Genomic DNA, 26,996 nt, shown 5'->3' on the forward strand with positions numbered 1-26,996 from the left:
GCTATACCTTGCAGATTCCCCCATTCTCATCCAAGCATACTTAATTACCTTTATATAAGAAGGCTAATAATTCCTCTTTGGACATAGCATTCAATACAGTAGATTTTTTTATCCAGCCCTTTTTCGCGGTGGATACTCCGATGGCCATATTATTAAGCTCATGCTTATAATGAGCATCTGTATTTATGACAATCTTTACGCCAGCATCCTGTGCCATTTTGACATGTGCTGCATTTAAATCTAAGCGGTTAGGATTACTATTCAATTCCAAGACAGTATTCGTTTCTTTCGCTAATTGAATGAGCATTTCCATGTCAACATCATAACCATCTCTTTTGCCAATTTTCCTACCAGTTGGGTGTGCAATGATATCAACATATTTGTTTTCCATGGCAGCTTTTAATCTATTCATTATCTTATCTTTCGATTGTGAAAAAGCAGAATGGATAGAGGCAATCACAATATCTAATTCTTTCAATAATTCATCATCATAATCTAGTGTGCCATCTGGTAATATATCCATCTCAGCACCAGCTAAAATAGTTATATCTTCATATTTAGCATTTAACCTTTTAATTTCTTTTATTTGCTTTCTCACTCTATCTGGTGTTAATCCATTGGCAACCTTTAAATATTGAGAATGGTCTGTAATAGCCATGTATTGATAGCCTAATTTTCGATTTGCTTCTATCATTTCTTCTAATGTATGTGCACCATCGCTTGCAGTGGTATGCATATGCAAATCTCCTTTAATATCTTCCAAGGAAATAAGCTCACTATCATCTGAATAATTTTCTACCTCTTTTCCATCTTCTCTTATTTCAGGAGGAATAAAGGGCAGTTCGAAATAATGATAAAACGCTTCTTCTGTCTTAAAGGTTTTTATTTCGCCTGTTTCATTATTTTCAACGCCATACTCGCTTATTTTTTCTCCGCGTTCCTTAGCTAGCTGTCTCATTCGCACATTATGTTCTTTTGAACCTGTGAAATGATGTAAGGTTGTTGCAAATTCCTCTGGTTTCACTAACCGAAAGTCGATAGAAACGTCATAATCCAGCCCTAGTATTACACTAACTTTTGTCAATCCTGCTCCTATTACTTCTTTTATAGACGGAAGCTGAAGCAATTGCTCTTTCACCTGATCAGGAGCATTTGTGGCGACAATAAAATCTAAATCTTTAATCGTCTCCCTAACTCTTCTTAAACTTCCGGCTCTAGAGTATTGCACAACCCCTTCCATCTTAGCTAGTTGTTCCTCAATGGAGACTGCTATCGGAATCATAAATGCAATTGGCAGTCGCTCTGGGCGAGATCCGGCATTTTGAAGGGCTTCCATAATTTTTTCTTCTGTCTTTTTGCCAAAACCTTTTAATGCTTGCACTTCTCCTTTTAAGCATGCATTTTTTAAATCCTCTGCATTTTCGACAGACAACTCTTTATATAATTTTGCGATTTTTTTCCCACCGAGACCTGGCAGCTGCAGCAATGGTATTAATCCTTTTGGAACTTCGTCTTTTAACTCTTGTAAAACAGACGACTTGCCTTCTTTTAGATATTCTTCTATAACAGCAGCTGTTCCCTTTCCTATTCCCGGCAGTTCCGTTAGATCGGTTATGTCGGTTAAGTTCAATTCACTTGTTTCAATCGTATTGGCCGCTTTTCGAAAGGCAGAGATTTTAAATGGATTTTCTCCTTTCAGCTCCATATATATCGCAATTTGCTCTAATAATCGAATAATATCTTTATTTGTAATCATCCTTTATCACCCACATATGTAAAATAACTCTTCTTCTCATCTACCTATCATACCATGAACTATATAAATTCAATAATTATGTAGTACCTGTTTAAACTAAACAAAAAAACTCTCTAGCTACATATAAAGCTAGAAGAGTTTCCTCTTTCTATGAAGCCATATAATCAAACCATAAATCTTTTATTTTCTCTGAAAAATATGGAGTGTTTTCTATCATCCATGCGGCAACCGAGGATTCATTTAATTGAGCTTGAATAAAATCAACCGGGATTAAAATAGAAATAAATAATAGAAGGAATAATAGCAAATACGTTTCGACAAATCCTAGGACCGCTCCAGCCCATGTATTTAACTGTTTTAAGATTGGAATACTAGCAACAAAATCTATCATACTTCCAATAATTTGCCAAACGATTTTCACCACAAAAAATATCACAACAAAGGAGAACCCTCTGTAAAAGACGTCTTCTATATTTGCCGTTTGAATAAAAGATTGCAGCAAACTACTTTCTCCTATATTTGGATATGGAATCCATAGTGTTAATTTTTGCGATAGCGGGATGTAATATTTATTAGCAACAATAAACGCAACAATAAATCCTGTTAAGTGTATAATTTGCATAATAAATCCTCTTTTTAGTCCTCTAAGAAGACCAAAAAGCAGCAATATAACCAAAATAATATCTAACATGAACATTGTCAGTCCTTTTCTCTTCTTTTTAATTCTTCCTCTAATTCTTTCACTCGATCTTCTAGCTTTACATAGTCGTTTACTATATTTACTGCGGTAAGTACTGCAAGTTTATTGGTATCAAGTGAGGGATTCAAAACATGAATTTCACGCATTTTTTCATCAACTATGGAGGCAACCAGTCTAACATGGTTAGAAGGTTCTTTCCCTATTATTGTATATTGTGTTCCATATATATCAACATTTGTACGATTTTTAGGGGTATTTGACACGCCCATGCCTCCATTCTAAAGAATCCTAGTTTCTATCATATCATGAATTATTCTTGCTAGGGAAGTCATTCGAATAGATTCTATCTTAAGACTTTTAATAAAGGGCAGGAATTATAATTCACTTGATAAAATAAGAGGCTGGAACAAAACTAGCTTCAAATAGTAAGAAGGGGGGCTGTCCAAAATGTGAGTGAAAGCTAATTTTTTGGACTCCCTTTCATATATATTTCTGAATAAACGCACAAAAAAATCATCCTTTTTTAGTAAAATGAAGTTACCACACAACATTAAAAGAAAGGATGATTTTATGTGCAATCAAATAATTACTACTGGAACTTATAACACGTAAATGACATTCCTTCCAGCTCTAGAAGTGAATGAGAATGAGAAAAAATACTAAAAAGCAATTATCCCCTATGTTTAAACCTTACAACAGAATCCATAATCCAATTTCTATTCGTGCTTAACTAGAAATAGTTTTTAAAGAAGATATATTCATTTCCCCTTCAGTTACACCACTTAACGGACTAGATGTTCTTTGTAAGAAATGGTATAGAGCTCCAATTAAGTTCGAGTCATTTCCAAATCGGCATGGCTGAACTTGGATGTTTAAACACTCTTCAGTTGGTTTCATAATTTTTAGCTTTTCGTTAATCTGTTCAATAAGCCCTTCGCGTTTACTGATTGCTCCTCCGATTAGAATTTTTGCCGGATCAATAATGTATTGTAAATTATAAATTCCTACAGCTAAGCGCTTAATAAATTTCTCTATTTCTTCCTGTACTTCCCAGTCACCTTCGTCTGCCATCTTAAATACAATTTGCCCGTCCAGAGTAATCGGATCCAAATTTTTCCGTTTCGCAACTTGCTTAATTAAACCTCCAGTTGCTGCAAGAGAACTCCATGATTCCCCTAGCGGCTGATTCAGATAATCCTCTAAAATCATGTAACCAAATTCTGCTCCAAAAAGATGGCTGCCATGACGAATTTTCTTATCTAGAAAAATAGAACCACCAATACCAGTCCCAATTACAATACATATATAATCATCGACTTCTTTTGCAGCACCCATCCATCCCTCCGCTAACCCTGCACAATTAGCATCATTTTCAAGCTCAACAAGTAATTTTGTCCGTTCTTGGATGACATTCCTTATATTTGGCCCATGAATATAAGGAAGAGCTGAGGTTCCTTTAATAAATCCTGTTTCTACATCTACTGCTCCTGGCATACTTAAGGCGATGCCGATTATCTCATTCTTTTCTTGAAAATTCTTCACCACAGTTTCGATTGTATCCACGAAAGAATCAATTCCGTCTTTGGGAGTTGGAACAGAAGACTTTTCTATAAAGTTTCCCAATTCATCCATAAGCGAAAATTTTATTGCGGAGCCTCCCACATCAAATACTGCATAATAGTTCACCAAAAAACCTCCTAACATCCATCCAAGTCTTATTATTCATGTAAGAAAGCTCCTAAATCAGTCCTGAACTCACCTAAAGGCTTTGTTCGTCCCACACGTTTCCCTTACAATAATTTCAGAGTCGGTATACACTGGCTTTAATTTTGATTTTCCTTCTATCAAGTCATTTAGCATAAAAGCAGATAATTTACCGATTTTCTCCTTATCCTGTTTGACCGTGGTCAATTTAGGATCGCTATAGCGGGAAGCAGCAATATCATCACATCCTACAATTCGGATATTTCTAGGTGTATGAAGTCCAGCTTCCTTAATAGCACTTAGTGCACCTAAAGCCATTAAGTCGGATGCAGCAAAAATAGCTTCTGGATAATCTTTCAACTCAAGTATTCTCTTCATTGCGATATAACCACTTTCTTCATGGTAATCTCCATATTGAATCCAATCTTCCCTGATTTCAAGGCCAAACTGATTCATCGCATCCTTGAACCCCTTTAACCTTAGATTAGAAATGACGGATTCACTCATCCCGCCGATATAACCAATTTTTCTAAGAGAATTCAAATAAAAATGTTCTACTACCTTCCTTGATAAATTTACATTGTCCGTCATGACGTAGCTCGCTTTTGGACCAACTAATTCAATATCAATTCCAATACAAGGAAAACCGCTCTCAGCAAGTTCAAATGTAGCATCCTCCACTTCTTCACCTGCAATTATCAAACAACCATCCAAATTAAAGTGCTTGCATCTTGCTAAATAACTTCCTTGAAATTGTTCATTAGAAAACATTAAGATATCGTATCCAAGCAATCCAATATTTTTCTTAAAAGTCGAAATAACTTCATTAAAATATGGATGAGTCATGTCTACATTGATTTTACCTGCATAGATAAGTCCAATGAGACTTGATTTTTTCGTTGCCAGTGACCGAGCCGAAAAATTTGGTGCGTAGCCCATTTCATTAATAACTGTCATGACCTTTTTTCTAGTCATCTCACTTATTTCGCCATAATTATTTAATACTTTCGAAACGGTTGATGGTGATACCCCTGCCAATTGTGCAATGTCCTTTATTGTTAAACTCATCGTTTTATCCCTTCTATTTCCGTCTAAATTCATTCCTAATATTAGATTAATAAAAGTTGGAGAATGAAACAATAGCACGGCAGGAAATAGTCTTTATTTCACAGACCCTTCCGTAATACTTGATATAAATAATCGGTTAAATAATAAGAAAATGACTAATAATGGAACAGTTGCCCAGAACACACCAGATAAAATCATACCGAAATCAATATTATGAGTATTGCCCAACTGTGCCAATGCAACTTGAATAGTATACATTTCCGGATCTCTTAAAACCGTAAACTGCCATAAGAACTCTCCCCAAACAGCAGTAAATACAATAATCCCAAGAGTAGCAAACGCTGGTAAGATAATCGGTAATACAATTCCCCAATAGATACGGAAATTCGAACACCCATCTAATTTCGCTGCTTCTATTAATTCATCAGGAACACCCTCGGATATATATTGGCGCATTAGAAATATCCCTAAAGGATTTAAAAAGGATACAATCATAACTCCTTGTAAGGTATCTAGAAGTCCTATTTTAGAAATTAAGAAGTATTGTGGGATTAACCCTAATTGCGGTGGAATAATCATGGTTACCAAAATCGCAATAAAAAATATGTTTCTTCCCGGGAATCTAAATTTAGCAAAAGCAAAGCCTGCTAATGAACTAATGAGTAGTACTATGATTGTTACAACCAAACACAGTATAAATGAATTCCACATCCCACCAAAAAAATCAATTTGACTTAATACCTTTTTAAAGTTTTCAACCAGCATATTTCCTGGTGTTAAAGTTGGCGGGATTGAATTGTAGGCAGCACTCGGTCTTGTTGCCATGACAAACATCCAGTAAAATGGAAACAACGAAACGATAGCAGCAATAAATAAAAATAAGTAAATGGATAATCTGCCTATGGAAAACTTTTTCCGTTTTCTTTTGTCATGTTTACTCATTTATCCACACCTCTCTTTTTTCTTCCAAATCCTTGCGTTAAACTTAAGTTTATGACAGCAAATAATGAAATGATAACCAATAGAATGATTGCAGTTGCGGATGCTGTTCCAAATGACTGCAATTTAAATGCATCTCTATACAAGTACATAACAATTGTCATAGCTTCGTCCCTTGTGAAAGCATCAGTTCCTAAAAATACAGTCGGTTCAGAGAATAACTGCATGGCACCAACTGTTGAAGTGAATACCGTTAGGATAATAAATGGTTTCATCATTGGGATGGTAATGTAAAAAAGCTGATGAAATTTATTGGCACCATCAATGGTAGCTGCCTCGTATAAATCATTTGGTATACCTTGAATTCCAGCTAGATAGATAATCGTGTTATATCCTACCCACCGCCAGAACACCATAATGGATATCGCAATTTTCGTTCCCCATTCAGAGGCTGCCCAATGGATTGGGTCAAGTCCAAAGAAATGAGTTAATACATAATTGGCTAAAGAAGATTCATGATTACTGAATAACACACTAAAGATAAGGGCTACAGCAACCATTGAAGTTAAATAGGGCATAAAAATTGTTACACGAAAGAAACTTTTAAACTTAAGAAAAGCCATATTCAACAAATAAGCTAAAATAAGGCCGACGACTAACTGTGGAGCTGTTCCCATAATTCCTATAATTATCGTATTATAAACTGATTTCCAAAATAGAGGATCTGTTAGTACAGTCTCAAAATTAGCCAGTCCGTTAAATGTCATCGGGCTTAAGCCATTCCATTTTTGAAAGGCTAGGTAAATACTAAAAAGCATAGGATATAGGCCGATAACTGCAAAAATTATGAAGAAAGGCGCTATATATAAATATCCTGACAGCATATCCTTTTTTTGCTCAGACCTAAATTTTTTCTGCTTTTTATGAATAGGCTGCTTCTTACTGATAGTGTTCACAGTTTCCTTATTACTGATAGGATTCATTTCCCCACCTCTTTTCATATTCAAGGGAGCATGGTACCATATAAACGTCCAAACTTCCCTATCTATCAATCACTATTCTTTTTCCTCACAAAAAAACCAATATGTGAAGAATCGCCGGCCTACCACAAACCTTTTTCTCGCTAGAGGCTCGTATGTGTAAGCCGACCGATTTTTTCGTATTATTTAAAAGTAAGTAGATTTTAGTGACCCTGTTTTTTATAGAACAAATATTAGATTAACGGCTTAATAAATCTTCTGCGCGCTTCACTGCAGCTTTCCATTCTTTTTCTGGATCTGCTCCTTTATTTTGGACATTCTTAAGCGCATTCAATACTTCGCTGTGGATGGAAGCATATTTTTCACCTTTATATCCTATGCCACTAATGTCCTTTGCAGCTTCTGCAAATACTGGAGCTGTTGCTTGACCACCAAAGAATTCATCTGCATTCGTCTTAAATTCTTCCATATCATATACAGATTGGGCAGATGGGAATAATCCATGGCTTTGGAATGATTTTAATTGATTTTCTGGTGATACAAGCCATTCAATAAAATCATAAGCTTCTTGGGAATGTTTTGTTTCAGATGGTACAGCAATGTATGAACCACCCCAGTTTGCAGCAAACTCAGTTGGTAATGTAGCAACTCTCCATTTTCCTACAGCATCAGGAGCATTTCCTTCCATCCATCCTTTTAACCATCCTGCTCCTAACTCTGCCGCAAATTCACCTTTGTTAACGGCATTTGCCCACTCTGGAGTCCACATATCATATTTACCTATGATTCCAAGTTCATTTAAGCGAATAGCATAGTCATATGCTTTTTTCACGTCACTGTCTGCTCCTAAATTTAATTTATTATCAGTAGTCAAGTAAGCTGTTTCGGCAGAATCTAGATAAGCTCTATATGCCATTTCAATACTATCAACAAATGGCAATTTTGTTTTCTCTTTAACTTGTAATCCAGCTTTTTCAAATGCTTCAGGTGAATTAATCAGATTGGCTACTTCCTGTGGATCAGTTGGAAGTCCCGCTTTTTCAAATACGTCTGTTCGGTAGTACAACCCTTTAGGTCCAATATCTGTAGGAAGACCAAATAAGAAATCTCCGTCCTGGTTTTCCCCACTCTTCCATTTCCAATCCAAGTACTGGTCTTTCACATCTTTCGCACCAAGATCATATAAATTTTCGAAACGATCTTGAGCCACTTTAAAACGGTCAAATTGGTCAATCTCTAACATTGTAATATCAGGTGCACCGCTACCAGCAGATAATGCGGTAAAAAGCGCATCATGATGATCAGCTGTTTCAGATGCTTTTACTTTAATTTTAATATTTGGGTTTTCTTTCTCGTATTCTTTTGCTAAATCCTCATAACCAGTCGAGCCAAATGTCCAAAAATCCAACGTGATTTTTTCATCTTTACCACTCGTTTTACTTGATGTATCATTCCCACTACAAGCAGTTAAAGACAGTGCAAGCAATGACGATAAACCTAAGGCAGCAAACTTTTTCATTCTTTTCAAAATCATAACCCCCCAAATTATTTAATATTTTAATAGTTTTTCACAAATATGAGATTTCTATAAAGAAATGAACACCCCCAAAAATGATAGATTTCAATTTCAACGAAATCGGTTTCGTAAACAATTAAAGAAATCGCTTACAAAACATATAATAATATCATTACTTCCAAAAATCAACATAAAAATAACCAATTTACAGAATTTTTTTTAAAAAATATGTGGTTTTAATTTATTTATTCAATATTCCCGCCATAAATAGTGACTTCACAAGAATTACTATTCGAAACCGTTTTCGCAATAATATACTGTTATCTCTTACATCCGCTACGAAAATGCAAATAAAGTAACAAATTTTAATAACGCAAAAGAAGCTAGGACAAATGGATAAAAACGAACGATCTCTAATTGAGTGTCGAAGCAATTTCGTTCCCATACACTACAGACACACGATACGCCGAGAAGGTTGGGCGCTCGCCCCTTGTAAAGCGAAGTTTATTAGTCTTGCGGGTGATAACCCAAATTTTCTTTAATAAAATAAATATAAATTCCTAAACAATTATCGAATATTTTTTAATGTGTACGTATTATTGTTCGGGGTTATTTAGTTGAAAATACTTATGTCCCAGCTTCAATTAAAAAACATCCCAGAATTGAACTCTGGGATGTTTTTTATCCGCCTCAGCCTCTTAGCGAAGCACCAGCTTTTTCTTCTACTGCAGCAAGTACTTTATCATGAGTCTTGCTAATCATTTCATCTGTTAATGTTTGTTCTGGATCAAAATATGTTAAGGAGAATGCAATCGATTTTTTGCCTGCTTCCATTTTTTCACCCTCATATAAATCAAACACTTGAACATCTTTTAGTAACTTTCCACCAGCTTCAATAATAATTTCTTGAAGACTACCAGCTAACACGTCCTTCTCTACAACAAGTGCTATATCTCTTGTTACATACGGGAAACGAGGGATGGACGTATAATGTAATGCTTCTACTTCTACAGCAAATAACTTACTTAGGTCTAGTTCGAAACAATACGTTTCTTTTAAATCTAAATCATTTTGCATTTGCGGATGCACTTGGCCGACAAATCCAATGATCTCCCCATTAAGGACGATTTCAGCTGTTCTTCCTGGATGCATTCCATCCAATTCCGCTCTAGCAAATGTAATTTGCTCATGAACACCTAACTTTTGGAATAACCCTTCTAATACCCCTTTTACAACAAAGAAATCAACAGTTTTCTTCTCTCCTTGCCATGGATGCATACTCCAAATGCCTGTAACTGCACCAGCTAAATGTTCTTTTTCCTCGGGAAGCTCCTGTTCTCCATTCGCTAAGAAGACAACCCCTGTTTCATAAACAGCTATGTTTTCATTTTGTCTTGCTGCATTGTATTTAAGCACCTCTAACAGCTGCGGCACGATGCTTTGACGTAATAATGCACGTTCTTCACTCATTGGCATTGCAAGTTTGATTGGGTTTCTTTTCTCTAAAGCAAAGCTATGCACTTTCGCTTCATTTGTTAATGAATAGGTAATTGCTTGATATAATCCAGCTGACTCTAAATATCTGCGTGCCATACGACGTTTTTTCTGATAAGCAGTTAAAGAACCTGGTGTAGCCGCACCTATTGGCAATGTTTTCGGCAGGTTATCATAGCCATAAAGACGGGCAACCTCTTCGATTAAATCTGCCTCGATAACAATATCATTTCTTCTTGTTGGCACAGTTACCGTGAATGTGTCACCTTCCATTTGTGTTGCAAATTGAAGACTATCAAAAATAGCCGTTACTGCATCCGTCTTTAATGTTGTTCCTAATGTTTGATTGATTTTTCCGAGCGTAATCGAAACTACTTTTGGCTCAGCAGTGAGTGTATCAACTGCGACTTCCCCTTCAAGCACTTCTCCGCCAGCATATAATTGTAATAATTGACAAGCTCTATCTGCAGCTTTACGTACTCGATTTGGATCAATTCCTTTTTCATATCTTGCGCTTGCTTCACTTCTTAAACCAATTACTTTAGAAGATCTGCGAATTACTTTACTGTCAAAATAAGCAGATTCTAATAAAACAGTAGTAGTGTCAGCTTGAACTTCAGAATTCGCACCACCCATTACACCAGCAACAGCTATTCCTTCTTTTCCGTTCGTAATAAGCAGATTATCTTCTGATAATGTTCTATCCGTTTCATCAAGTGTCGTAATTTTTTCGCCACTTTGTGCTCTTCTTACAAGAATTTCCTTTGAGCCAATTTTATCATAATCAAAGGCATGCAGCGGTTGACCATATTCTAGTAAAATATAGTTCGTAATATCGACCACATTGTTATGTGGGCGGATTCCTGCAGCCATTAATTTTCCTTGCATCCATAATGGAGATGGAGAGATTTTGATATTCTTAATTACTCTTGCTGTATATAATGGTACATCTGCATTCTCTTCTACTGAAACTTTAATATAATCAGATGCTTTTTCGTTAATTGTTGGATATTCTGTATTAGGTAATTTTACTTCTTTTTCTAAAATGGCAGCTACTTCATACGCTACTCCAAGCATGCTTAAGCAATCAGCACGGTTTGGAGTTAACCCCAGTTCTAGTACGGCATCATTTCGTTGCAAATATTCTAATGCATTTTTTCCGACCTCTACATCACTTGGAAAAACAAAAATGCCTTGTGCATAGTCTTTTGCGACAATTTTCCCTTCGATACCAAGCTCTTGCAGGGAACAAATCATCCCGTTTGATTCTTCCCCACGCAGCTTCGCTTTTTTAATTTTGAAGTTACCTGGAAGAACTGCGCCAACCTTTGCTACAGCTACCTTTTGGCCTTTATCTACATTAGGAGCGCCACAGATAATTTGGATTGGGTCTCCCTCGCCAACATCGACTAAACATTTATTTAATTTGTCTGCATTCGGATGTTGTTCACGCTCGACAACATAACCGATTACTACATTTTTAATTCCTTCATCAAGAACCTCGACGCCTTCTACCTCGATACCACTCTTTGTAATTTTTTCTGCTAATTCATTAGGACTTATGCCATTTAAATCTACATATTCATTTAACCAATTATAGGATACTAACATTTTTTCTCCTCCACCCTTAATATTCCGGTACTGAAAATTGTTTTAAGAAACGTACATCATTTGTATAGAAATGACGAATATCATCAATTCCATATTTCAACATCGCAATTCGCTCTGGCCCCATTCCAAAGGCAAACCCAGAATATTTCTTAGAGTCAAAACCGGACATTTCCAATACATTTGGATGAACCATTCCAGCTCCTAAAATTTCAATCCAGCCTGTTTTTTTACACACACTGCAGCCAGCACCTTTACAGATAAAACAAGAAATGTCCACTTCAACAGAAGGCTCTGTGAATGGGAAAAAGCTTGGACGTAAACGGATTTCTCTATCTTCTCCAAACATTTTCTTTGCAAAAACTTCAAGCGTACCAATTAAATCACTCATACGAATGTTTTCATCAACCACAAGTCCTTCAATCTGCATAAATTGATGGGAGTGTGTCGCGTCATCATTATCACGACGATATACTTTACCAGGACAAATAATCTTCACTGGTCCTTTCCCTTTATGTTTCTCTAATGTTCTTGCTTGCATTGGTGATGTTTGCGTTCGAAGTAACGTTTCTTCTGTAATATAGAATGAATCTTGCATATCCCTTGCTGGGTGATCCTTAGGCAGATTCAATGCTTCGAAATTATAGTAATCATTTTCCACTTCTGGACCCTCTTCAATGGTATAGCCCATTCCAATAAATAAATCTTCAATTTCTTCTACGACTCTTGTTAGAGGATGGTGATTACCTGTAGAAACAGGACGACCAGGTAGAGTTATATCAATTGTTTCAGAAGCAATTTTTTCTTGAACGAGCGCTTCTTCTAACGCCTTTTGTTTAGCCTCAATGCGGCTAGTAATTTCGTCACGAACAACGTTGACTAACGCCCCCATCTTTGGTCTTTCTTCAGCAGATAGTTTGCCCATTCCTTTTAATACTTCTGTAATTGGGCCTTTTTTTCCTAAATATGCGATACGAATTTCATTTAATTCTTTCATATCGTTACTGCTTTCAATGCGTGTTAGTGCTTCAGCTTGCAATTCTTTTAATTTATCCTCCATTACATTTCCTCCTTATATATGGTTTGTTCTCGCATGAAAATTGGCATAAAAAAACCCCATCCCCAAAAAGGGACGAGGTTATTGTCGCGGTACCACCCTAATTAACTTGTATGTATAATAAAAACAAGTTCACTTCATTTGGATAACGGTAGTCTATACCGGTACATCTTTACATCTTTCTAAAACAAGAAAAATGGTCCCGATGCCGACTCAGGAGGTGAACTTCATTCATGTTTTTAATAAAAATGCTTACAGTCTGCGGCATTTTCTCCCTTAATTAAAAATCATCAATTACTTTTCTCCATCAATGTCTTTATTCATGTAATTTGATTTTAATTATAATATATATCTAATTAGTTTTCAAATGCCTTTTTTGCTTTTGGTTGTAACTAACACATTATTTAAAATAATACATTAAAATACCTGCTGCCACTGCCACATTTAATGATTCACTTTTCCCGTAAATTGGTATATATAAGTTTGTATCAGTCTTACTTAATACTTCTTTCCTTACACCATTGCCTTCATTCCCAACAATTAAACAAAATGAGGCTGTTTTTTCTATCTCCCGATAATCCCTGCCATTTTCAAGGGCAGTCCCATAAATGGGAATATTCCTTTCTTTTAATTCATCCATAAACGATGCTAAATTTGTTTTTATAATTGGCAAGTGAAAATGACTTCCTTGGCCTGATCGAACTACCTTTGGATTATATATATCAACCGTTCCTTCTCCGATAATGACTGCATCGATCCCTGCTGCATCAGCTGTGCGGATAATCGTTCCCAAATTACCGGGATCTTGAACTTGATCAATCGCAATAAAGGTTTGAGCAGTAGACAAAGTTTCTAAATGGCTTTGCTGCTTACATAAGGCCAGAATACCTTGGGGTGTTTCTGTATCTGAAAGTTCTTTAATAATCTCTTTTGTAACGATCGTTATCGGAGTATCTCCATAATCCCAAGCAGGTACATCTATCTCCTCTGAAACGATTAAATCAATAATAGAATTTGCTTTGAATGCTTCTTCCACAAGATGAAAGCCTTCCACCAAAAACGTTTCCGTCTTATCTCTTTCCTTTTTTGTTAATCGTTTTTTCCATTCTTTAATTTGTGGATTTTTTACCGAAAGTATGTGTTTCACTTGCTATTCTCCTTCACAATCACCAATTATTCTCTATTGCTTTTATTATAGCGTAAATAAAATACATAATAAACGCCATTAGTGAAATGCTAAAAATAGATATGTTTTACAAAAACTCTATTCCATATTATTCAATAAGGTGAATGGATATGGATAGGTAACAATGAGAAAGAAGGGTGCTTATTATGAATTTAAATTTACGTAATGCAATAATCCATAATGTTTCTGGCAATTCTCAAGATGAATTAAAAGATACAATCGTGGATGCTATCCAAAACGGAGAAGAAAAAATGCTGCCTGGTTTAGGCGTTTTATTCGAAGTAATTTGGAAAAATTCTTCTGAAGAAGATAAAGTAGAAATGCTGCAGACATTAGAAAATGGACTAAAGTAAAAACAACTATTCCAATTATAAACCCGAACGATTATTGGGAAATGCCAATATAATAGGATTTTCTCATAATTATTCGGGTTTTTATTCATTAGAATAGAAGGTTAGACTGAATACACTTCACTTTCATCTGGCGAGCACTGAGCCTCCCATAGGAGGAGGCTACGTGTTTTTTCCTAATAAAGATTTTTCTTATAGAAATGTCAGCTTAGCCTTTTAACAAAAAACTATTCCATTAACGCTTGTAGTCTATGCGAAGTTTCTTTCGTCGCTGCATAAACTTCTTTATAAATATTATATACTTGTTCGTATTTTTTCACATTTTCTGGAATAGGCTGAAATTCTTCTTTATATTGAACGAACTTTTCTACACACTCATTCATCGTTGCAAACCACCCTAATCCAACTGCAGCAACCATCGCCGCACCTAAACCTGGTCCTTGTTCCACTGTTAAATTAACAACTGGCGTATTAAAAATATCTGCTTGAATTTGTAGCCACTTGCTGTTTTTTGCTCCTCCGCCTACGGAAACAATGCGTGCAAACTGCTTATTCGCATTTTCCTCCATCAAAATCTTACTATCATTCAATGAAAAAGTAATACCTTCAACAACAGCGCGTGCAAAGTTATCTAGTGTATGCCTTGCATCCATGCCAATAAAACTGCCTCTTATTTGGCTATCTGTATAGGGTGTTCTTTCTCCCATTATATAAGGAGTAAACACTAATCCATCTGAACCGATTGGAATATTATCAATATTTCCAAGTAATTCATCATAACTTTTCTCTGCTGCAAACGTATTTTTAAACCAATTTAAACTATAACCAGCAGATAATGTTACCCCCATGGAATAAAAACTGTTTTTTATTGCATGATTGAAATAATGAACTTTCCCTGCATAATCTTCTTTACCATCTTGTTCATAGGAAAGAAATACACCTGATGTTCCGATACTAGCTAATCCCATACCTTCTTTAACAATGCCTGCGCCAACTGCTGCACAGGCATTATCTGCTCCCCCAGAAAATACAGCAATATCATTTGTAAAGCCATACTTTTTTGCAAGCTCTTCTTTCATTATGCCTATTTTGTCAGAGGACTCAACAAGCTTAGGAAAAATACCTAAAGGAAGATCAAATAATTCAGCAATTGATTCACTCCACATCTTTTCTTCTACATTCAGCATTAATGTTCCAGCAGCATCTGAATACTCCATTTGCTTATTACCGGTTAAATAAAATCCTAAAAAATCTTTAGGCAATAGAAAGTGCTTTGCTTGTTCCCATATAGTCGGTTCATTTTCTTTTACCCATAACAGCTTAGGCAAGGTAAATCCTTCTAGTGCTTTGTTCTTTGTGATGCTAATAACTTCTTGTCCTGCCTTATCCATTATCTCCTGACATTGCTTACTTGTTCTTACATCATTCCATAAGATAGCATTTCTGAGGGGAGTTCCATTTGCATCTAATAAAACTAAGCTATGCATTTGTCCAGAAAAACTAATTCCTTCTGTTTTGGATGCTGCTTCTGGAAATGCTTCAATAATTTCTTTTAGCACAATGTCTAATGCTTCTATCCAAACATTTGGATTTTGCTCACTATACTTCGGCTGTGGAGTTAAAAGCTCATACTCAGAGCTCTTTGTGATAAGAACCTTCCCTTCTTTATCCACTAACAATCCCTTTAAGGAACTTGTTCCTAAATCAATCCCTATTACATATGACATTTATAAACGCTCCCTCCTGAAGACCAATGCAAAGGGATGTCTCATTCATAGAAATTTCGACCTTCACAAGTATTTCTAGTAGATTTTTTCAATGAGCTACTACTAATAAACTTGTGATGCCAACTCCTTCTATTTGAGACACCCCTTTTATTGATGTTATTCTACTTGTTTTTCTATTTGTATTATACTAAATAATCATTCAAACGAGATTTTAAGAATTCTAGATGATTTGGCTCATTTTCAATTTGATCATGCTGTAATGCATATTCAGTTAATGTTTTCAGATTTTCTTTTCCGTCTACAATAGATTTACCAATTCCAGTTGTATAGCTCTTATATCTGCGTTCAATTTCTTTATCGAAGAAACCATCTTCTTTTAGTTTTGCAGCTGATTTAAGTCCGCGTGCAAATGTATCCATACCAGCAATATGTGCAAGCACTAAATCTTCCATAGAGAATGAAGAACGGCGAACTTTCGCATCAAAGTTAATACCCCCTGGAGCAATTCCTCCATTTTCAAGTACTTGATACATTGCCAGAGTTGTATCATAGATATTAGTTGGGAACTCATCTGTATCCCATCCAAGCATTACATCTCCTTGGTTCGCATCTAAGGATCCAAGTGCATTGTAGCTTCTCGCAACGGCCATTTCATGTTCAAAAGTATGTCCTGCTAATGTAGCATGGTTTGCTTCTAGGTTTAGTTTAAAGTGTTTATCAAGATTGTATTTTTGCAAGAAGGCCATTGCCGTAGCAGCGTCAAAATCGTATTGGTGTTTGGATGGCTCCATTGGTTTTGGTTCAATTAAAAACTGAACTTCATGGTTTAATTCTTTGGCATAATCAACTGCCATATGGAAGAAGCGAGCCATATTATCTTGTTCTAATTGTAAATCTGTGTTTAATAAAGACTCATATCCTTCACGTCCACCCCAGAATACATAGTTTTTGCCGCCAAGCTTCTTACTGATTTCTAAGCCTTTTTTCACCTGTGCTGCAGCATACGCAAAAACTTCTGCATTGGATGAAGAAGCAGCCCCGTGTACAAAGCGAGGGTTTGTAAACATATTAGCTGTATTCCACAGTAATTTAATCCCTGTTTGATCCATTTTTTCTTTAATTAAATCTGTGATTACATCTAAATTATCGAAGAACTCTTGAAGCGTATCGCCCTCTGGAGCAATATCCACATCATGAAAGCAGAAGAATTCAAAACCCATTTTTTCCATTAATTCAAATCCAGCTTCTACACGATTTTTTGCTGTTTCCATTGGTGTTTCGCCAAACCAGTTACGAACATTTGTAGCAGCACCAAATGGATCAGAACCATCCTGCGTTAATGTATGCCACCATGCCATACTGAAACGCAAATGTTCTTTCATCGTTTTTCCTAATACAACTTCTTCTGGATTATAATGACGGTATGCATAAATATTCTCTGTTTTTGGTCCTTCATATTTTACTTTTTTAATCATTGGAAAAAATTCCATTCTAATTCCCTCCTATTTGTTATAAAAATCATGATCATCTTTAACTTACTTTTTCTTTTCTCAACTATTTTCTACAAATCTATTTAATTTACTTTCTATTTGTTAGTTCAATATACTAACTGAATTCATCATAAATCTAACTTCGTTTTTTGTCAAGCGCTTACAATATCAAATTTGTTAATTTATTAACAAATTTGATAGAAGAATTATAATTAGTATGGTAACCTAACAATACATACATCGTTACTAGGTGATAAACTGTTTGGAGGAAAATAATGGTCACAGACAAATATGTAATTAGAGAACAAAATGCTTCTCTTGTTATGGAGCAAATTGTTCAGCATGCCCCTATCTCTCGGGCAACCCTTTCGGCTAATATTGGGTTAAATAAAGCAACTGTTTCTGATATAACAAAGAAGTTACTTGAAGAGAAACTAATAGAAGAAATCGGAATTGGCGAAAGTAGTCACTCTGGGGGAAGAAAGCCAATTCTTTTACAACTAAATAAGAAAGCTGGTCTTTCGATTGCCATAGAGCTTGGCTATGACTTTATTTCTACAATGGTTACTTATTTAGATGGAGAGGTGGTTTTTTATAATAAAGAAAGGGGTACGTTTATTAAGAAAGAAAATGTTCTTTCCCATATTTCTGATATTATTGAAAAATATGAAAAAATAAGTAATCTGACAACCTATGGTATCGTTGGGATTGGGATTGCTATACATGGTATTGTTAATAAAAATAATATTTTATTTACTCCTTATTATGATTTAGAGAAAATAGAACTTTATGAAGAGTTAACGAAACTGTATCAGTATCCTATTCATATTGAAAACGAAGCTAATTTAACTGCCATTGGAGAGTCTACTTTTTCAACAGAATTTAATAACTTAATTAGTTTAAGTATCCATAGTGGTATTGGTGCTGGAATTATTATTGATGGGCAATTGTTTACAGGTTTAGACGGAAGAGCTGGTGAAGTTGGTCATTCTATTCTTTATCCAGATGGCAGAACTTGCCCTTGTGGAAATAAAGGCTGCTTAGAGCAATATTGTTCCGATAAGGTTCTTCTTGAGCAGTTTAAAGAGTTAAAACAATTATCCGATGTTACGCCAGATTTATTAGCTGAGCATTACTATGCTAATGATTTAGCAGTACAAGAACTGATTCAGCAACATTGCTATAATCTTTCAAAAGGGTTAAATAATATAATGACTTCTTTTGCTCCAAAGATTATATACATGAATAGTTCTGTCATTCGAAGAGTCCCTGATATACTTTCATTCATTCGTGATAACCTAGAAAGTTCTTTTAATAAAGATATTGTCATTGAAAATTCACGTCTTGGTTCTAAGGCATCTTTATTCGGCGCTACCGCTTTAAACATTCGTAATTTCTTAAATATTTCCCATTTAAAAATTATCAATGTTGAGTAACACGGCTTTTTTGCTTAAGTTAAAGGATGATACAATCCTTTGCTCCTTTCAACAAATTGGAGTGGATTGTATCATTTCTTTTTGTTTCTACCTATATCCTTCCCAAAATACCATTATTTTTTATATTTTTTTGAAACTTTTTTCCCAGCTATTTCGTTAATATCATGATGGATTTATAGGGTGCTATAATCGTTTTATATAATGCATAACTATCATTACAAGAAATAGAGCGAATATGCTATACTTGCTATACAAAATATGAAAAAGGTGAAAAATTTTGACAAAAAAGAAGTTTCATTATTGGTTATTACAAGTTCTTATCATTGTTGCGATTGTTTATCTATGCACAAAAATTTCATTTTTATTTAAACCAGTGGCAGTGTTATTTTCAACTCTTTTTGTTCCCATTATCATTACTGGTTTCTTATACTTTTTACTTAATCCAATCGTTAAGTTTTTGCAAAAAAATAAAATTCCAAAGACACTTGCCATTATTATTCTATATGTTGGTGTTATCGGAATTTTGATTTTGGTTATTGGCAGTATCGTACCTATGATCAGCAAAGAATTTAGTGAGTTATTTAAAAATATACCTAAATATGCTGATGAAGCAGTGCAATATTTCCAATACTTAAATGATACAAAACAGTACAAATGGATTATGAATCAAGAATATGTAAAAATTGAAGATATAACAGAAAACCTAAAGGCCTATGCTCAAACAATTCCAAGCAATATAACAAATGGAATCGGTAAAATCATTAGTACTATGACTAATATCACCATTACAATTGTTACAGTTCCATTTTTACTTTTCTATTGTTTAAAAGATGGCAGCAAATTTCCGGAGGCACTCTCTAAATTTTTCCCTGCGTCTTATCGTAAAGAAGGATTACATATTATCAAAGATACAAGCGAAACAATTGCTGCCTACATACAAGGACAAGTTATTGTAGCTCTATTTGTAGGAACCTTGGCTTTGATTGGTTATTTAATAATCGGTCTTGATTATGCGCTTGTAATGGCTTTACTTGTGGCTGTAACAAACATGATTCCATATGTTGGACCATTAATCGGTGGTGCGCCTGCTGTTATTATCGCTATTTTCACATCACCAACACAAGCCTTACTAGTTATTATCGTCATTACCATTGCTCAACAGATTGAAGGAAATATTCTATCTCCTTTAATTCTTGGAAAAAGATTGGATACACATCCAGCAACCATTATTATTCTGTTATTAGTAGCCGGAAATTTAGCAGGTATTTTAGGAATGATTCTTGCAGTACCAACTTACGCTGCTGTTAAAACGATTGTAATCAATATTAACCGTCTGCTCAAAGCAAGGAAGGCAGCGATCTTGAATACTAAGATACCTCCACTAGAATAAAAATCATGTGGTTATTAGGATAAGATATATGACTTGTTGATAAAGCTTCTTAAAAAAGGGAATTTGATTAAAAAATCAAATTCCCTTTTAATTATGCAAATGTTAATGAATTTACTGTTTCACGATCTAATTTTTTAATTACCTCAACGATTAACTTAACAGCATTTTCATAATCATCACGGTGCAGCATTGCAGCGTGTGAATGAATATAGCGAGTTGCAATCGTGATAGATAAAGCCGGCACTCCCTTATGCGTTAAATGAATGGAGCCTGAGTCTGTTCCACCTGCTGGCACACTGTCAAATTGATAAGGAATATTTAACTCATCAGCAGTATCTGTAACTAAGTCACGTAGTCCTTTATGAGACACCATGGAAGCATCATATAAAATAATCTGAGGACCTTTGCCCATTTTACTTAATGCTTCTTTTTCTGTTACTCCTGGTGTATCACCAGCAATACCAACATCTACGCCAAAACCAATGTCCGGCTCAATAAAGTTTGCAGCTGTTTTCGCTCCACGAAGGCCAACCTCTTCCTGAACTGTGCCCACACCATAGACTATATTAGGGTGATTGCTGTCTTTTAAATTCTTTAATACATCTATCGCAATAGCACAGCCAATACGATTATCCCATGCTTTTGCAAGCAGCATTTTTTCATTATTCATAACCGTAAACTCAAAATATGGAACGACCATATCGCCCGGTTTTACGCCCCACTCCATTGCTTCCTCTTTAGAAGATGCGCCAATATCAATAAAGATATCTTTTAGGTCGATTGGTTTCTTTCTTGCTTCTGGACTTATTACATGAGGTGGTTTTGATCCTGTAATACCAGTGATCTCTCCTTTGCTTGTCACAATTGTTACTCGTTGGGCTAACATTACTTGTGACCACCAGCCGCCTACTGTTTGAAAATAGAGAAAACCTTTATCATCAATACGGGTTATCATAAAACCAATTTCATCAAGATGACCTGCAACCATTATTTTCGGTCCATTTGCTTGGCCAACTTTCTTAGCAATTAAGCTTCCTAAATTATCTGTTGTTACCTCGTCTGCATATTCTGCTATGTACTTTTTCATGACCTCTCTGGGTTCTTTTTCATTTCCTGGAATCCCTTTTGCATCAGTAAGGTCTTTAAGCATTGTTAATGTTTCATCTAATTTCGCCATTATTTCGACTCCCTCAATATAATATATTCTTCATCATTATACTAGAAAATAATTATAGTACAAAGTATAAGATACTTCTTAAGTATAGCTTTATTCAAAAGAGGTTACTCCTTCGTCTTACGGGTATAGAAAAGAACACTTGCTTATATTATGTATCAATTCTTTGTTTCTATTTATTTTTATTTCTTTTTTAAAATATTTTTCTAAAAATGAAACCTTTTATGTTCTCTTTCGTATTCTATTAGTTAATCCTGAAAATTTAAGTTACTGGAGGCTCTTTTATGAAATGGCTTTTGTTAATCGTTCTTCTCTCATTTCTTATTTATGGGTTATTTCGACTCACTTCTTTCTTAACGAATCCGCAGCGAAGATTAACATTCGCGCAAAAGCGTGGAACATTTTATTTGTTTGATAAAAAAGATAATATAAGAATGAATCTCTTACTAACATATAAAGGTCATTTGCTTGAGGGGGAAAAATACGCTGCTGCTGAAGAAGTGGATCACATTTTACTCTTTCCTACAAATCCTTATAATACAAAGTTGTCCACTCAAGATAAAGCCGATATAGAACAGTCACTATTGTCTATCTATCCAAAGGCAAAAATCGAATGGACACGGTTTAAAAAGTCGTAAATAACGGAAGCTCGAACTTCCGTAATCAACCAAATAAACCCCTGAACCATTATACATGCATACAAGAAAGCTTCGTATAATGGTTCAGGGGTTATATTCATTTAAGAAAGAAGGTCTTAAATTCTCCTTTTTATTCATGGGCCTCTTTAAAAAATTCTCTCCATTTTATTACCGTAATTTTTTCCCGTAAGATATAAACAAGTATCGCTAACGCAAACAAAATGATCACAACCATTGTCAACGAGAATTGACTGATAAATTGGCCAAAAATAGTATAGAAAAATGCTAAAGGAATATTGCTTATAAAAGAAGTTTTACTATATTCCTTTAAACTTTTTCTTTTTTCCAACAAGCAGAAATTTAATAAATGATAATGAAACACAGGGATCAATCTTAAAACGGAGATTTGTCCGAGTGTTAAATTACGATATTCACCAAACCATCTTTTTTTTAGATGAGATAGTTTGTTATGAGTTTTTGGCAAGCGGTGAATGACCGCATAGAATAAGAGACAATTAATGGTTAAGCCGATAATAGAATAGATGGTACCAAGCGTCACTCCAAATAAAACTCCTCCCGCAATACAGACTAGAATAGGAGGAATAAACAAAAATTGCCGAAGTGTATGGAATAAAATAAAAATAATCGGTGCTAATATCCCACTAACTTCTACCATTACAAATAGGACTGATAACTGCTCTTCCATCTTATCACCTTCTGCTCTAAAGAATCATGTTGTTATTACAGTGTATAAGAAAAGAGATGAGAATATGCCTAAACATTTAGTACATAAAGTACAATCCCAGCTTCTAGTAATGTCAAGAGAGGTAAACCATATTTGAAAGAAACATGCTTTGTTTTATGACGAAACTTTTTCATTCCAATAAATAAACCCAGCGCTCCAAATAGAATAGCAGTAATCCACAATGTTTTTTCACTTATCCGATACTGATGCTTAATTGCTCTTTTTTTATCTATCCCCATTAGAGAGTAAGCGAATATATTCACGACTGCCAAATAGATTAATACATATGTAATCACATGTTCTCCCCTTTCGCAAAAAAGTATAGAAAAAAAGAAGGTATAAGGTACCTTCTTTTTAAAAAACTTATTTTAAGTTTTGTTTTGCAACTGTTGCTAATTCAGCAAATGCTTTTTCATCACTTACAGCAAGTTCAGCAAGCATTTTGCGGTTTACTTCGATACCAGCTAATTTTAATCCGTGCATTAAACGGCTATAAGAAAGACCGTTAATACGAGCAGCTGCATTGATACGAGTAATCCATAATTTACGGAAATCACGTTTCTTTTGACGACGATCTCTGTATGCATACATTAATGATTTCATTACTTGTTGGTTTGCAACTTTGTATAATGTATGTTTTGAACCATAATAACCTTTAGCTAATTTAAGAACTTTTTTACGACGTTTGCGTGTAACTGTACCGCCTTTAACACGTGGCATATTATTTCCCTCCTATATTGAAAAAATTACTTAATGTTGTCTAATAAATGACGAATGCGTTTGAAATCGCCTTTGGATACTAATCCAGCTTTGCGAAGTTTACGTTTTTGCTTAGTAGATTTGTTAGCAAATAAGTGACTAGTATAAGCTTTTGAGCGTTTTAATTTACCAGAGCCTGTCTTTTTGAAACGTTTAGCAGCTCCGCGGTGAGTTTTCATTTTTGGCATTTGGTATTCCTCCTCTTACTTGTCGTTTTTAGGCGCTAAAGTCATGAACATGCTTCGACCGTCCATTTTCGGATGTGATTCCACAGTGGCAACTTCTGCACAAGCTTCTGCAAAACGAACAAGTACACGTTGACCGATTTCCTTATGTGTAATAGCACGTCCCTTAAAACGGATGGATGCTTTTACTTTATCGCCTTTTTCTAGGAACTTAATAGCATTACGAAGCTTTGTATTAAAGTCATGCTCATCTATAGTTGGACTAAGGCGAACCTCTTTAATATTAATGATTTTTTGATTTTTACGTGCTTCTTTTTCTTTCTTTTGCTGTTCAAACTTGTATTTACCGTAGTCCATGATTCGAGCTACTGGCGGCTTTGCGTTTGGAGCAACAAGAACCACATCAAGATTAACACGTGTTGCAATTTCAAGAGCTTCAAATTTCGTTTTAATCCCAAGCTGTTCTCCATTTTGGTCAATAAGACGAACTTCTCTAGCACGAATGCCTTCATTTAAAATCATATCTTTGCTAATAGTTAAACACCTCCAAGGTTAATGACGAATACAACGTTCGGGTCAAGAATAATCTATTCTAGGTCACCTTCTCTAGATTAGATACTAATTGACACTTGACTCCCAAGTTGACATCGTAGGCTTTGTAATCTTTATCATCCAAATAAAAAAGTGTGGATGATCAATTCACCCACACTTACGAAACAAAAGTAATACCTAAAATGTTTTACGTAATACCTGTTAACTACTTGGAATCTGTGTCAATCAGGTGAGAAGCGGGTGCTTCTTCTTTTCCTCAAACTCGTATTCAATTTACCTTAGTAACTATATCACAATTGATATCTATAAGTCAACGAAAGAAATATCACAACGAGAAAAATTTTATCAAAATAATGGATTCAATGCAATACTTTTTATACATAAATTCAGAAAAGCTCGGAATATAGGTTGAAAATCAGAAATTCCGGCTTGGAAATACAACTCATTTAATTGGATAATTTCACTTCTTGTGTTAAATTTTCTAAGAAATCTACATAAGAAACTGTTTCTGATTTTTGTTCTCCGTATTTGCGGACATTTACGGCTTTGTCTTCTACTTCATTGTCTCCCACTACTAGCATGTATGGAATTTTTTTCATTTGTGCTTCACGAATTTTATAGCCGATTTTTTCGTCGCGCTCATCCAGCTCAACGCGGAAACCGTGTCTTTGTAAGTTTTCTTGCACCTTTTTTGCATATTCAAAATGTACAGAAGGTGATACTGGAATAACTTGTACTTGTACTGGTGATAACCAAGTAGGGAATGCTCCTTTGTATTCTTCAATCAAGAATGCAATGAAACGCTCCATTGTTGACACTACACCTCTATGGATAACTACTGGACGATGCTGCTTTCCATCTTCTCCAACATATGTTAAGTCAAAGCGTTCTGGTAATAAAAAGTCCAATTGGACAGTAGAAAGTGTTTCATCCTTTCCTAAGGCAGTCTTCACTTGCACATCTAATTTCGGACCGTAGAATGCTGCTTCTCCTTCTGCTTCAAAGTAATCTAGACCTAGATCGTCCATTGCTTCTTTCAGCATGCTTTGTGCTTTATTCCACATCGCATCGTCATCAAAGTATTTCTCTGTATCTGCAGGATCACGATAAGATAAACGGAACGAGTAATCTGTAATATTAAAGTCTTTATATACTTCTAGCACTAAGTTTACAACACGCTTAAATTCATCTTTAATTTGGTCTGGTCTTACAAAAATATGGGCATCATTTAGAGTCATTCCACGAACACGCTGTAATCCAGATAAAGCACCAGACATTTCGTAACGATGCATTGTGCCAAGCTCTGCGATACGGATTGGTAACTCGCGGTAGCTGTGAATATCATTTTTGTATACAACCATATGATGCGGACAATTCATCGGACGAAGAACTAGCTGCTCATTATCCATTTCCATCACAGGGAACATATCTTCTTGATAGTGATCCCAGTGTCCAGATGTTTTATATAAATCAACACTTCCCATGATTGGTGTATACACATGGTTATACCCTAATCGCTCTTCTTTATCTACAATATAACGTTCTACAATGCGTCTGATTGTTGCGCCTTTTGGCAGCCATAGCGGCAAGCCTTGTCCGACTTTTTGAGAAGTCATAAATAAATCTAATTCTTTTCCGATTTTGCGATGATCTCTTTCTTTTGCCTCTTCTAAAAAGCGTAAGTGCTCTTCTAACTCATTCTTCTTAAAAAAGGCAGTTCCATAAATACGTTGAAGCATTTTATTATCGCTGTTCCCTCTCCAGTATGCACCTGCAATGTTCAGCAATTTAAACTCTTTTAGTTTTCCAGTAGATGGTACGTGAACACCGCGACAAAGATCAATAAATTCTCCTTGTTGGTATAATGTTACTGTCTCGTCTTCAGGAATTGCATCGATTAACTCTAGTTTATATTCATCATCCATTTCTTTAAAAAGCTCAATCGCTTCTGCGCGACTTACTTCTTTGCGGACAATCTCCAGATTTTCGTTAATAATTTTTTTCATTTCTTTTTCAATAGCCGGTAAATCTTCAGGTGTTAACGATTGCTCTAAATCAATATCATAGTAAAATCCATTTTCGATAACTGGCCCTACACCGAGCTTAACATTTCCATAAATTCGTTTAATAGCTTGTGCCATTAAGTGCGCAGAGCTATGGCGTAAGATTTCTAAAGCATCTGGGCTATCCGGTGTAATGATTTCAAAAGAAGCATCCTCTAGTATAGGTCTTTTCAAATCATATAAAGAGCCATTAATTTTCCCTGCTAGTGCTTTTTTTCTTAAGCCTGGGCTAATGGAACCCGCAATATCTTCTGTTGTAGTCCCTTCTGGAAACTCCTTTACCGCTCCGTCTGGAAATGTAATCTTAATTAATTCTGACATGAAACTTCCTCCTTTATTTTTGCCATTAAGCTTTTCTTGTACGATAAGAACCGATTAAAACGCAAAAAAACCCATCCCTATGCGAAGGGACGAGTTTTATAGTAAAAACACGTGGTTCCACCCTAATTCCCAAACAATGAAAATGTCTGGCTTTAGTT

Annotated in this window: 24 protein-coding genes and 3 other annotated features (1 of these 27 running past the window's edge); of the genes, 4 read left to right on the plus strand and 20 right to left on the minus strand. The window is 35.3% G+C overall.

The window, feature by feature from the left end; translation table 11 throughout:
- Window positions 1-40: 40 nt before the first annotated feature.
- The 11 genes from polX to BCI01S_RS10915 form a co-directional block, all read right to left on the minus strand.
- Window positions 41-1,756 carry a DNA polymerase/3'-5' exonuclease PolX gene (gene polX / locus BCI01S_RS10865; protein ID WP_047941919.1) on the minus strand — a complete coding sequence of 572 codons (1,716 nt, stop codon included), beginning with the start codon at window positions 1,754-1,756 and terminating at the stop codon, window positions 41-43.
- Window positions 1,757-1,904: 148 nt separating this feature from the next.
- Window positions 1,905-2,447: a CvpA family protein gene (locus tag BCI01S_RS10870; protein ID WP_047942150.1), complete on the minus strand. Its 543-nt coding sequence runs from the start codon at window positions 2,445-2,447 to the stop codon at window positions 1,905-1,907.
- A gap of 8 nt (window positions 2,448-2,455) precedes the next feature.
- Entirely contained in the window at window positions 2,456-2,719 is a 264-nt protein-coding gene (gene zapA / locus BCI01S_RS10875) for a cell division protein ZapA (RefSeq protein ID WP_047941918.1), read from the minus strand.
- Window positions 2,720-3,182: 463 nt separating this feature from the next.
- Window positions 3,183-4,142, minus strand: a complete 960-nt coding sequence (locus BCI01S_RS10880; RefSeq protein ID WP_144546659.1) for an ROK family protein — start codon at window positions 4,140-4,142, stop codon at window positions 3,183-3,185.
- Window positions 4,143-4,211: 69 nt separating this feature from the next.
- Window positions 4,212-5,228, minus strand: a complete 1,017-nt coding sequence (locus tag BCI01S_RS10885; protein WP_047941916.1) for a LacI family DNA-binding transcriptional regulator — start codon at window positions 5,226-5,228, stop codon at window positions 4,212-4,214.
- 93 nt (window positions 5,229-5,321) lie between these two features.
- Entirely contained in the window at window positions 5,322-6,170 is an 849-nt protein-coding gene (locus tag BCI01S_RS10890) for a carbohydrate ABC transporter permease (protein WP_047941915.1), read from the minus strand.
- Entirely contained in the window at window positions 6,167-7,150 is a 984-nt protein-coding gene (locus tag BCI01S_RS10895) for a carbohydrate ABC transporter permease (protein WP_217275553.1), read from the minus strand. Before BCI01S_RS10895 ends, BCI01S_RS10890 begins: the two co-directional genes overlap by 4 nt.
- A gap of 235 nt (window positions 7,151-7,385) precedes the next feature.
- Complete coding sequence (locus tag BCI01S_RS10900) at window positions 7,386-8,666, minus strand: ABC transporter substrate-binding protein (protein WP_047942147.1); 1,281 nt, start codon at window positions 8,664-8,666, stop codon at window positions 7,386-7,388.
- 687 nt (window positions 8,667-9,353) lie between these two features.
- Window positions 9,354-11,768, minus strand: a complete 2,415-nt coding sequence (gene pheT / locus BCI01S_RS10905; RefSeq protein ID WP_047941913.1) for a phenylalanine--tRNA ligase subunit beta — start codon at window positions 11,766-11,768, stop codon at window positions 9,354-9,356.
- 16 nt (window positions 11,769-11,784) lie between these two features.
- Entirely contained in the window at window positions 11,785-12,825 is a 1,041-nt protein-coding gene (gene pheS, locus BCI01S_RS10910; RefSeq protein ID WP_061798697.1) for a phenylalanine--tRNA ligase subunit alpha, read from the minus strand.
- Between the two features lie 65 nt (window positions 12,826-12,890).
- Window positions 12,891-13,142, minus strand: a binding site (T-box leader).
- Between the two features lie 80 nt (window positions 13,143-13,222).
- A complete protein-coding gene (locus BCI01S_RS10915) occupies window positions 13,223-13,969 on the minus strand; it encodes a TrmH family RNA methyltransferase (RefSeq protein ID WP_061798699.1) in 747 nt (248 codons plus the stop codon).
- 185 nt (window positions 13,970-14,154) lie between these two features.
- Between BCI01S_RS10915 and sspI the strand changes: the two genes are divergently transcribed.
- Window positions 14,155-14,361 carry a small acid-soluble spore protein SspI gene (gene sspI, locus BCI01S_RS10920; protein ID WP_047941909.1) on the plus strand — a complete coding sequence of 69 codons (207 nt, stop codon included), beginning with the start codon at window positions 14,155-14,157 and terminating at the stop codon, window positions 14,359-14,361.
- Window positions 14,362-14,585: 224 nt separating this feature from the next.
- On the opposite strand, the gene xylB is transcribed toward sspI, so the two are convergent.
- Window positions 14,586-16,085, minus strand: a complete 1,500-nt coding sequence (gene xylB / locus BCI01S_RS10925; protein ID WP_047941908.1) for a xylulokinase — start codon at window positions 16,083-16,085, stop codon at window positions 14,586-14,588.
- A 182-nt stretch (window positions 16,086-16,267) separates the two neighbouring features.
- Window positions 16,268-17,575 (minus strand): xylose isomerase, encoded by a 1,308-nt coding sequence (xylA, locus tag BCI01S_RS10930; protein ID WP_047941906.1) that lies wholly within the window; start codon window positions 17,573-17,575, stop codon window positions 16,268-16,270.
- A 275-nt stretch (window positions 17,576-17,850) separates the two neighbouring features.
- Between xylA and BCI01S_RS10935 the strand changes: the two genes are divergently transcribed.
- Both BCI01S_RS10935 and BCI01S_RS10940 read left to right on the plus strand, forming a co-directional pair.
- Window positions 17,851-19,011 carry an ROK family protein gene (locus BCI01S_RS10935; RefSeq protein WP_061798701.1) on the plus strand — a complete coding sequence of 387 codons (1,161 nt, stop codon included), beginning with the start codon at window positions 17,851-17,853 and terminating at the stop codon, window positions 19,009-19,011.
- A 277-nt stretch (window positions 19,012-19,288) separates the two neighbouring features.
- A complete protein-coding gene (locus BCI01S_RS10940; RefSeq protein WP_047941903.1) occupies window positions 19,289-20,401 on the plus strand; it encodes an AI-2E family transporter in 1,113 nt (370 codons plus the stop codon).
- Between the two features lie 91 nt (window positions 20,402-20,492).
- On the opposite strand, the gene BCI01S_RS10945 is transcribed toward BCI01S_RS10940, so the two are convergent.
- The gene (locus BCI01S_RS10945; RefSeq protein WP_047941902.1) at window positions 20,493-21,578 is read right to left on the minus strand and encodes a M42 family metallopeptidase; all 1,086 of its coding nucleotides are present in this window, start codon (window positions 21,576-21,578) and stop codon (window positions 20,493-20,495) included.
- Window positions 21,579-21,859: 281 nt separating this feature from the next.
- Here BCI01S_RS10945 and BCI01S_RS10950 point away from each other — a divergent pair, with 281 nt between their 5' ends.
- Window positions 21,860-22,213: a hypothetical protein gene (locus BCI01S_RS10950; protein ID WP_047941901.1), complete on the plus strand. Its 354-nt coding sequence runs from the start codon at window positions 21,860-21,862 to the stop codon at window positions 22,211-22,213.
- Window positions 22,214-22,343: 130 nt separating this feature from the next.
- On the opposite strand, the gene BCI01S_RS10955 is transcribed toward BCI01S_RS10950, so the two are convergent.
- From BCI01S_RS10955 to thrS, 6 genes are all read right to left on the minus strand, one after another.
- On the minus strand, window positions 22,344-22,919 hold the full coding sequence (locus BCI01S_RS10955) for a TVP38/TMEM64 family protein (RefSeq protein ID WP_047941900.1): 576 nt from the start codon (window positions 22,917-22,919) through the stop codon (window positions 22,344-22,346).
- A 68-nt stretch (window positions 22,920-22,987) separates the two neighbouring features.
- Window positions 22,988-23,254 carry a DUF1294 domain-containing protein gene (locus tag BCI01S_RS10960; RefSeq protein WP_082138309.1) on the minus strand — a complete coding sequence of 89 codons (267 nt, stop codon included), beginning with the start codon at window positions 23,252-23,254 and terminating at the stop codon, window positions 22,988-22,990.
- Window positions 23,255-23,321: 67 nt separating this feature from the next.
- Complete coding sequence (rplT, locus tag BCI01S_RS10965) at window positions 23,322-23,678, minus strand: 50S ribosomal protein L20 (protein WP_031534824.1); 357 nt, start codon at window positions 23,676-23,678, stop codon at window positions 23,322-23,324.
- 26 nt (window positions 23,679-23,704) lie between these two features.
- Window positions 23,705-23,905, minus strand: a complete 201-nt coding sequence (gene rpmI, locus BCI01S_RS10970) for a 50S ribosomal protein L35 (RefSeq protein ID WP_016201803.1) — start codon at window positions 23,903-23,905, stop codon at window positions 23,705-23,707.
- A gap of 15 nt (window positions 23,906-23,920) precedes the next feature.
- Entirely contained in the window at window positions 23,921-24,424 is a 504-nt protein-coding gene (infC, locus tag BCI01S_RS10975; RefSeq protein ID WP_016201804.1) for a translation initiation factor IF-3, read from the minus strand.
- Window positions 24,425-24,574: 150 nt separating this feature from the next.
- Window positions 24,575-24,712 (minus strand) — a sequence feature (ribosomal protein L20 leader region).
- Between the two features lie 188 nt (window positions 24,713-24,900).
- Window positions 24,901-26,838, minus strand: a complete 1,938-nt coding sequence (thrS, locus tag BCI01S_RS10980; RefSeq protein ID WP_047941898.1) for a threonine--tRNA ligase — start codon at window positions 26,836-26,838, stop codon at window positions 24,901-24,903.
- An 82-nt stretch (window positions 26,839-26,920) separates the two neighbouring features.
- Window positions 26,921-26,996: a binding site (T-box leader), on the minus strand (it continues 165 nt past the right edge of the window).

This window comes from Niallia circulans NBRC 13626 (assembly GCF_001591585.1).
Classification (GTDB): Bacteria; Bacillota; Bacilli; order Bacillales; family Cytobacillaceae; genus Niallia; species Niallia circulans.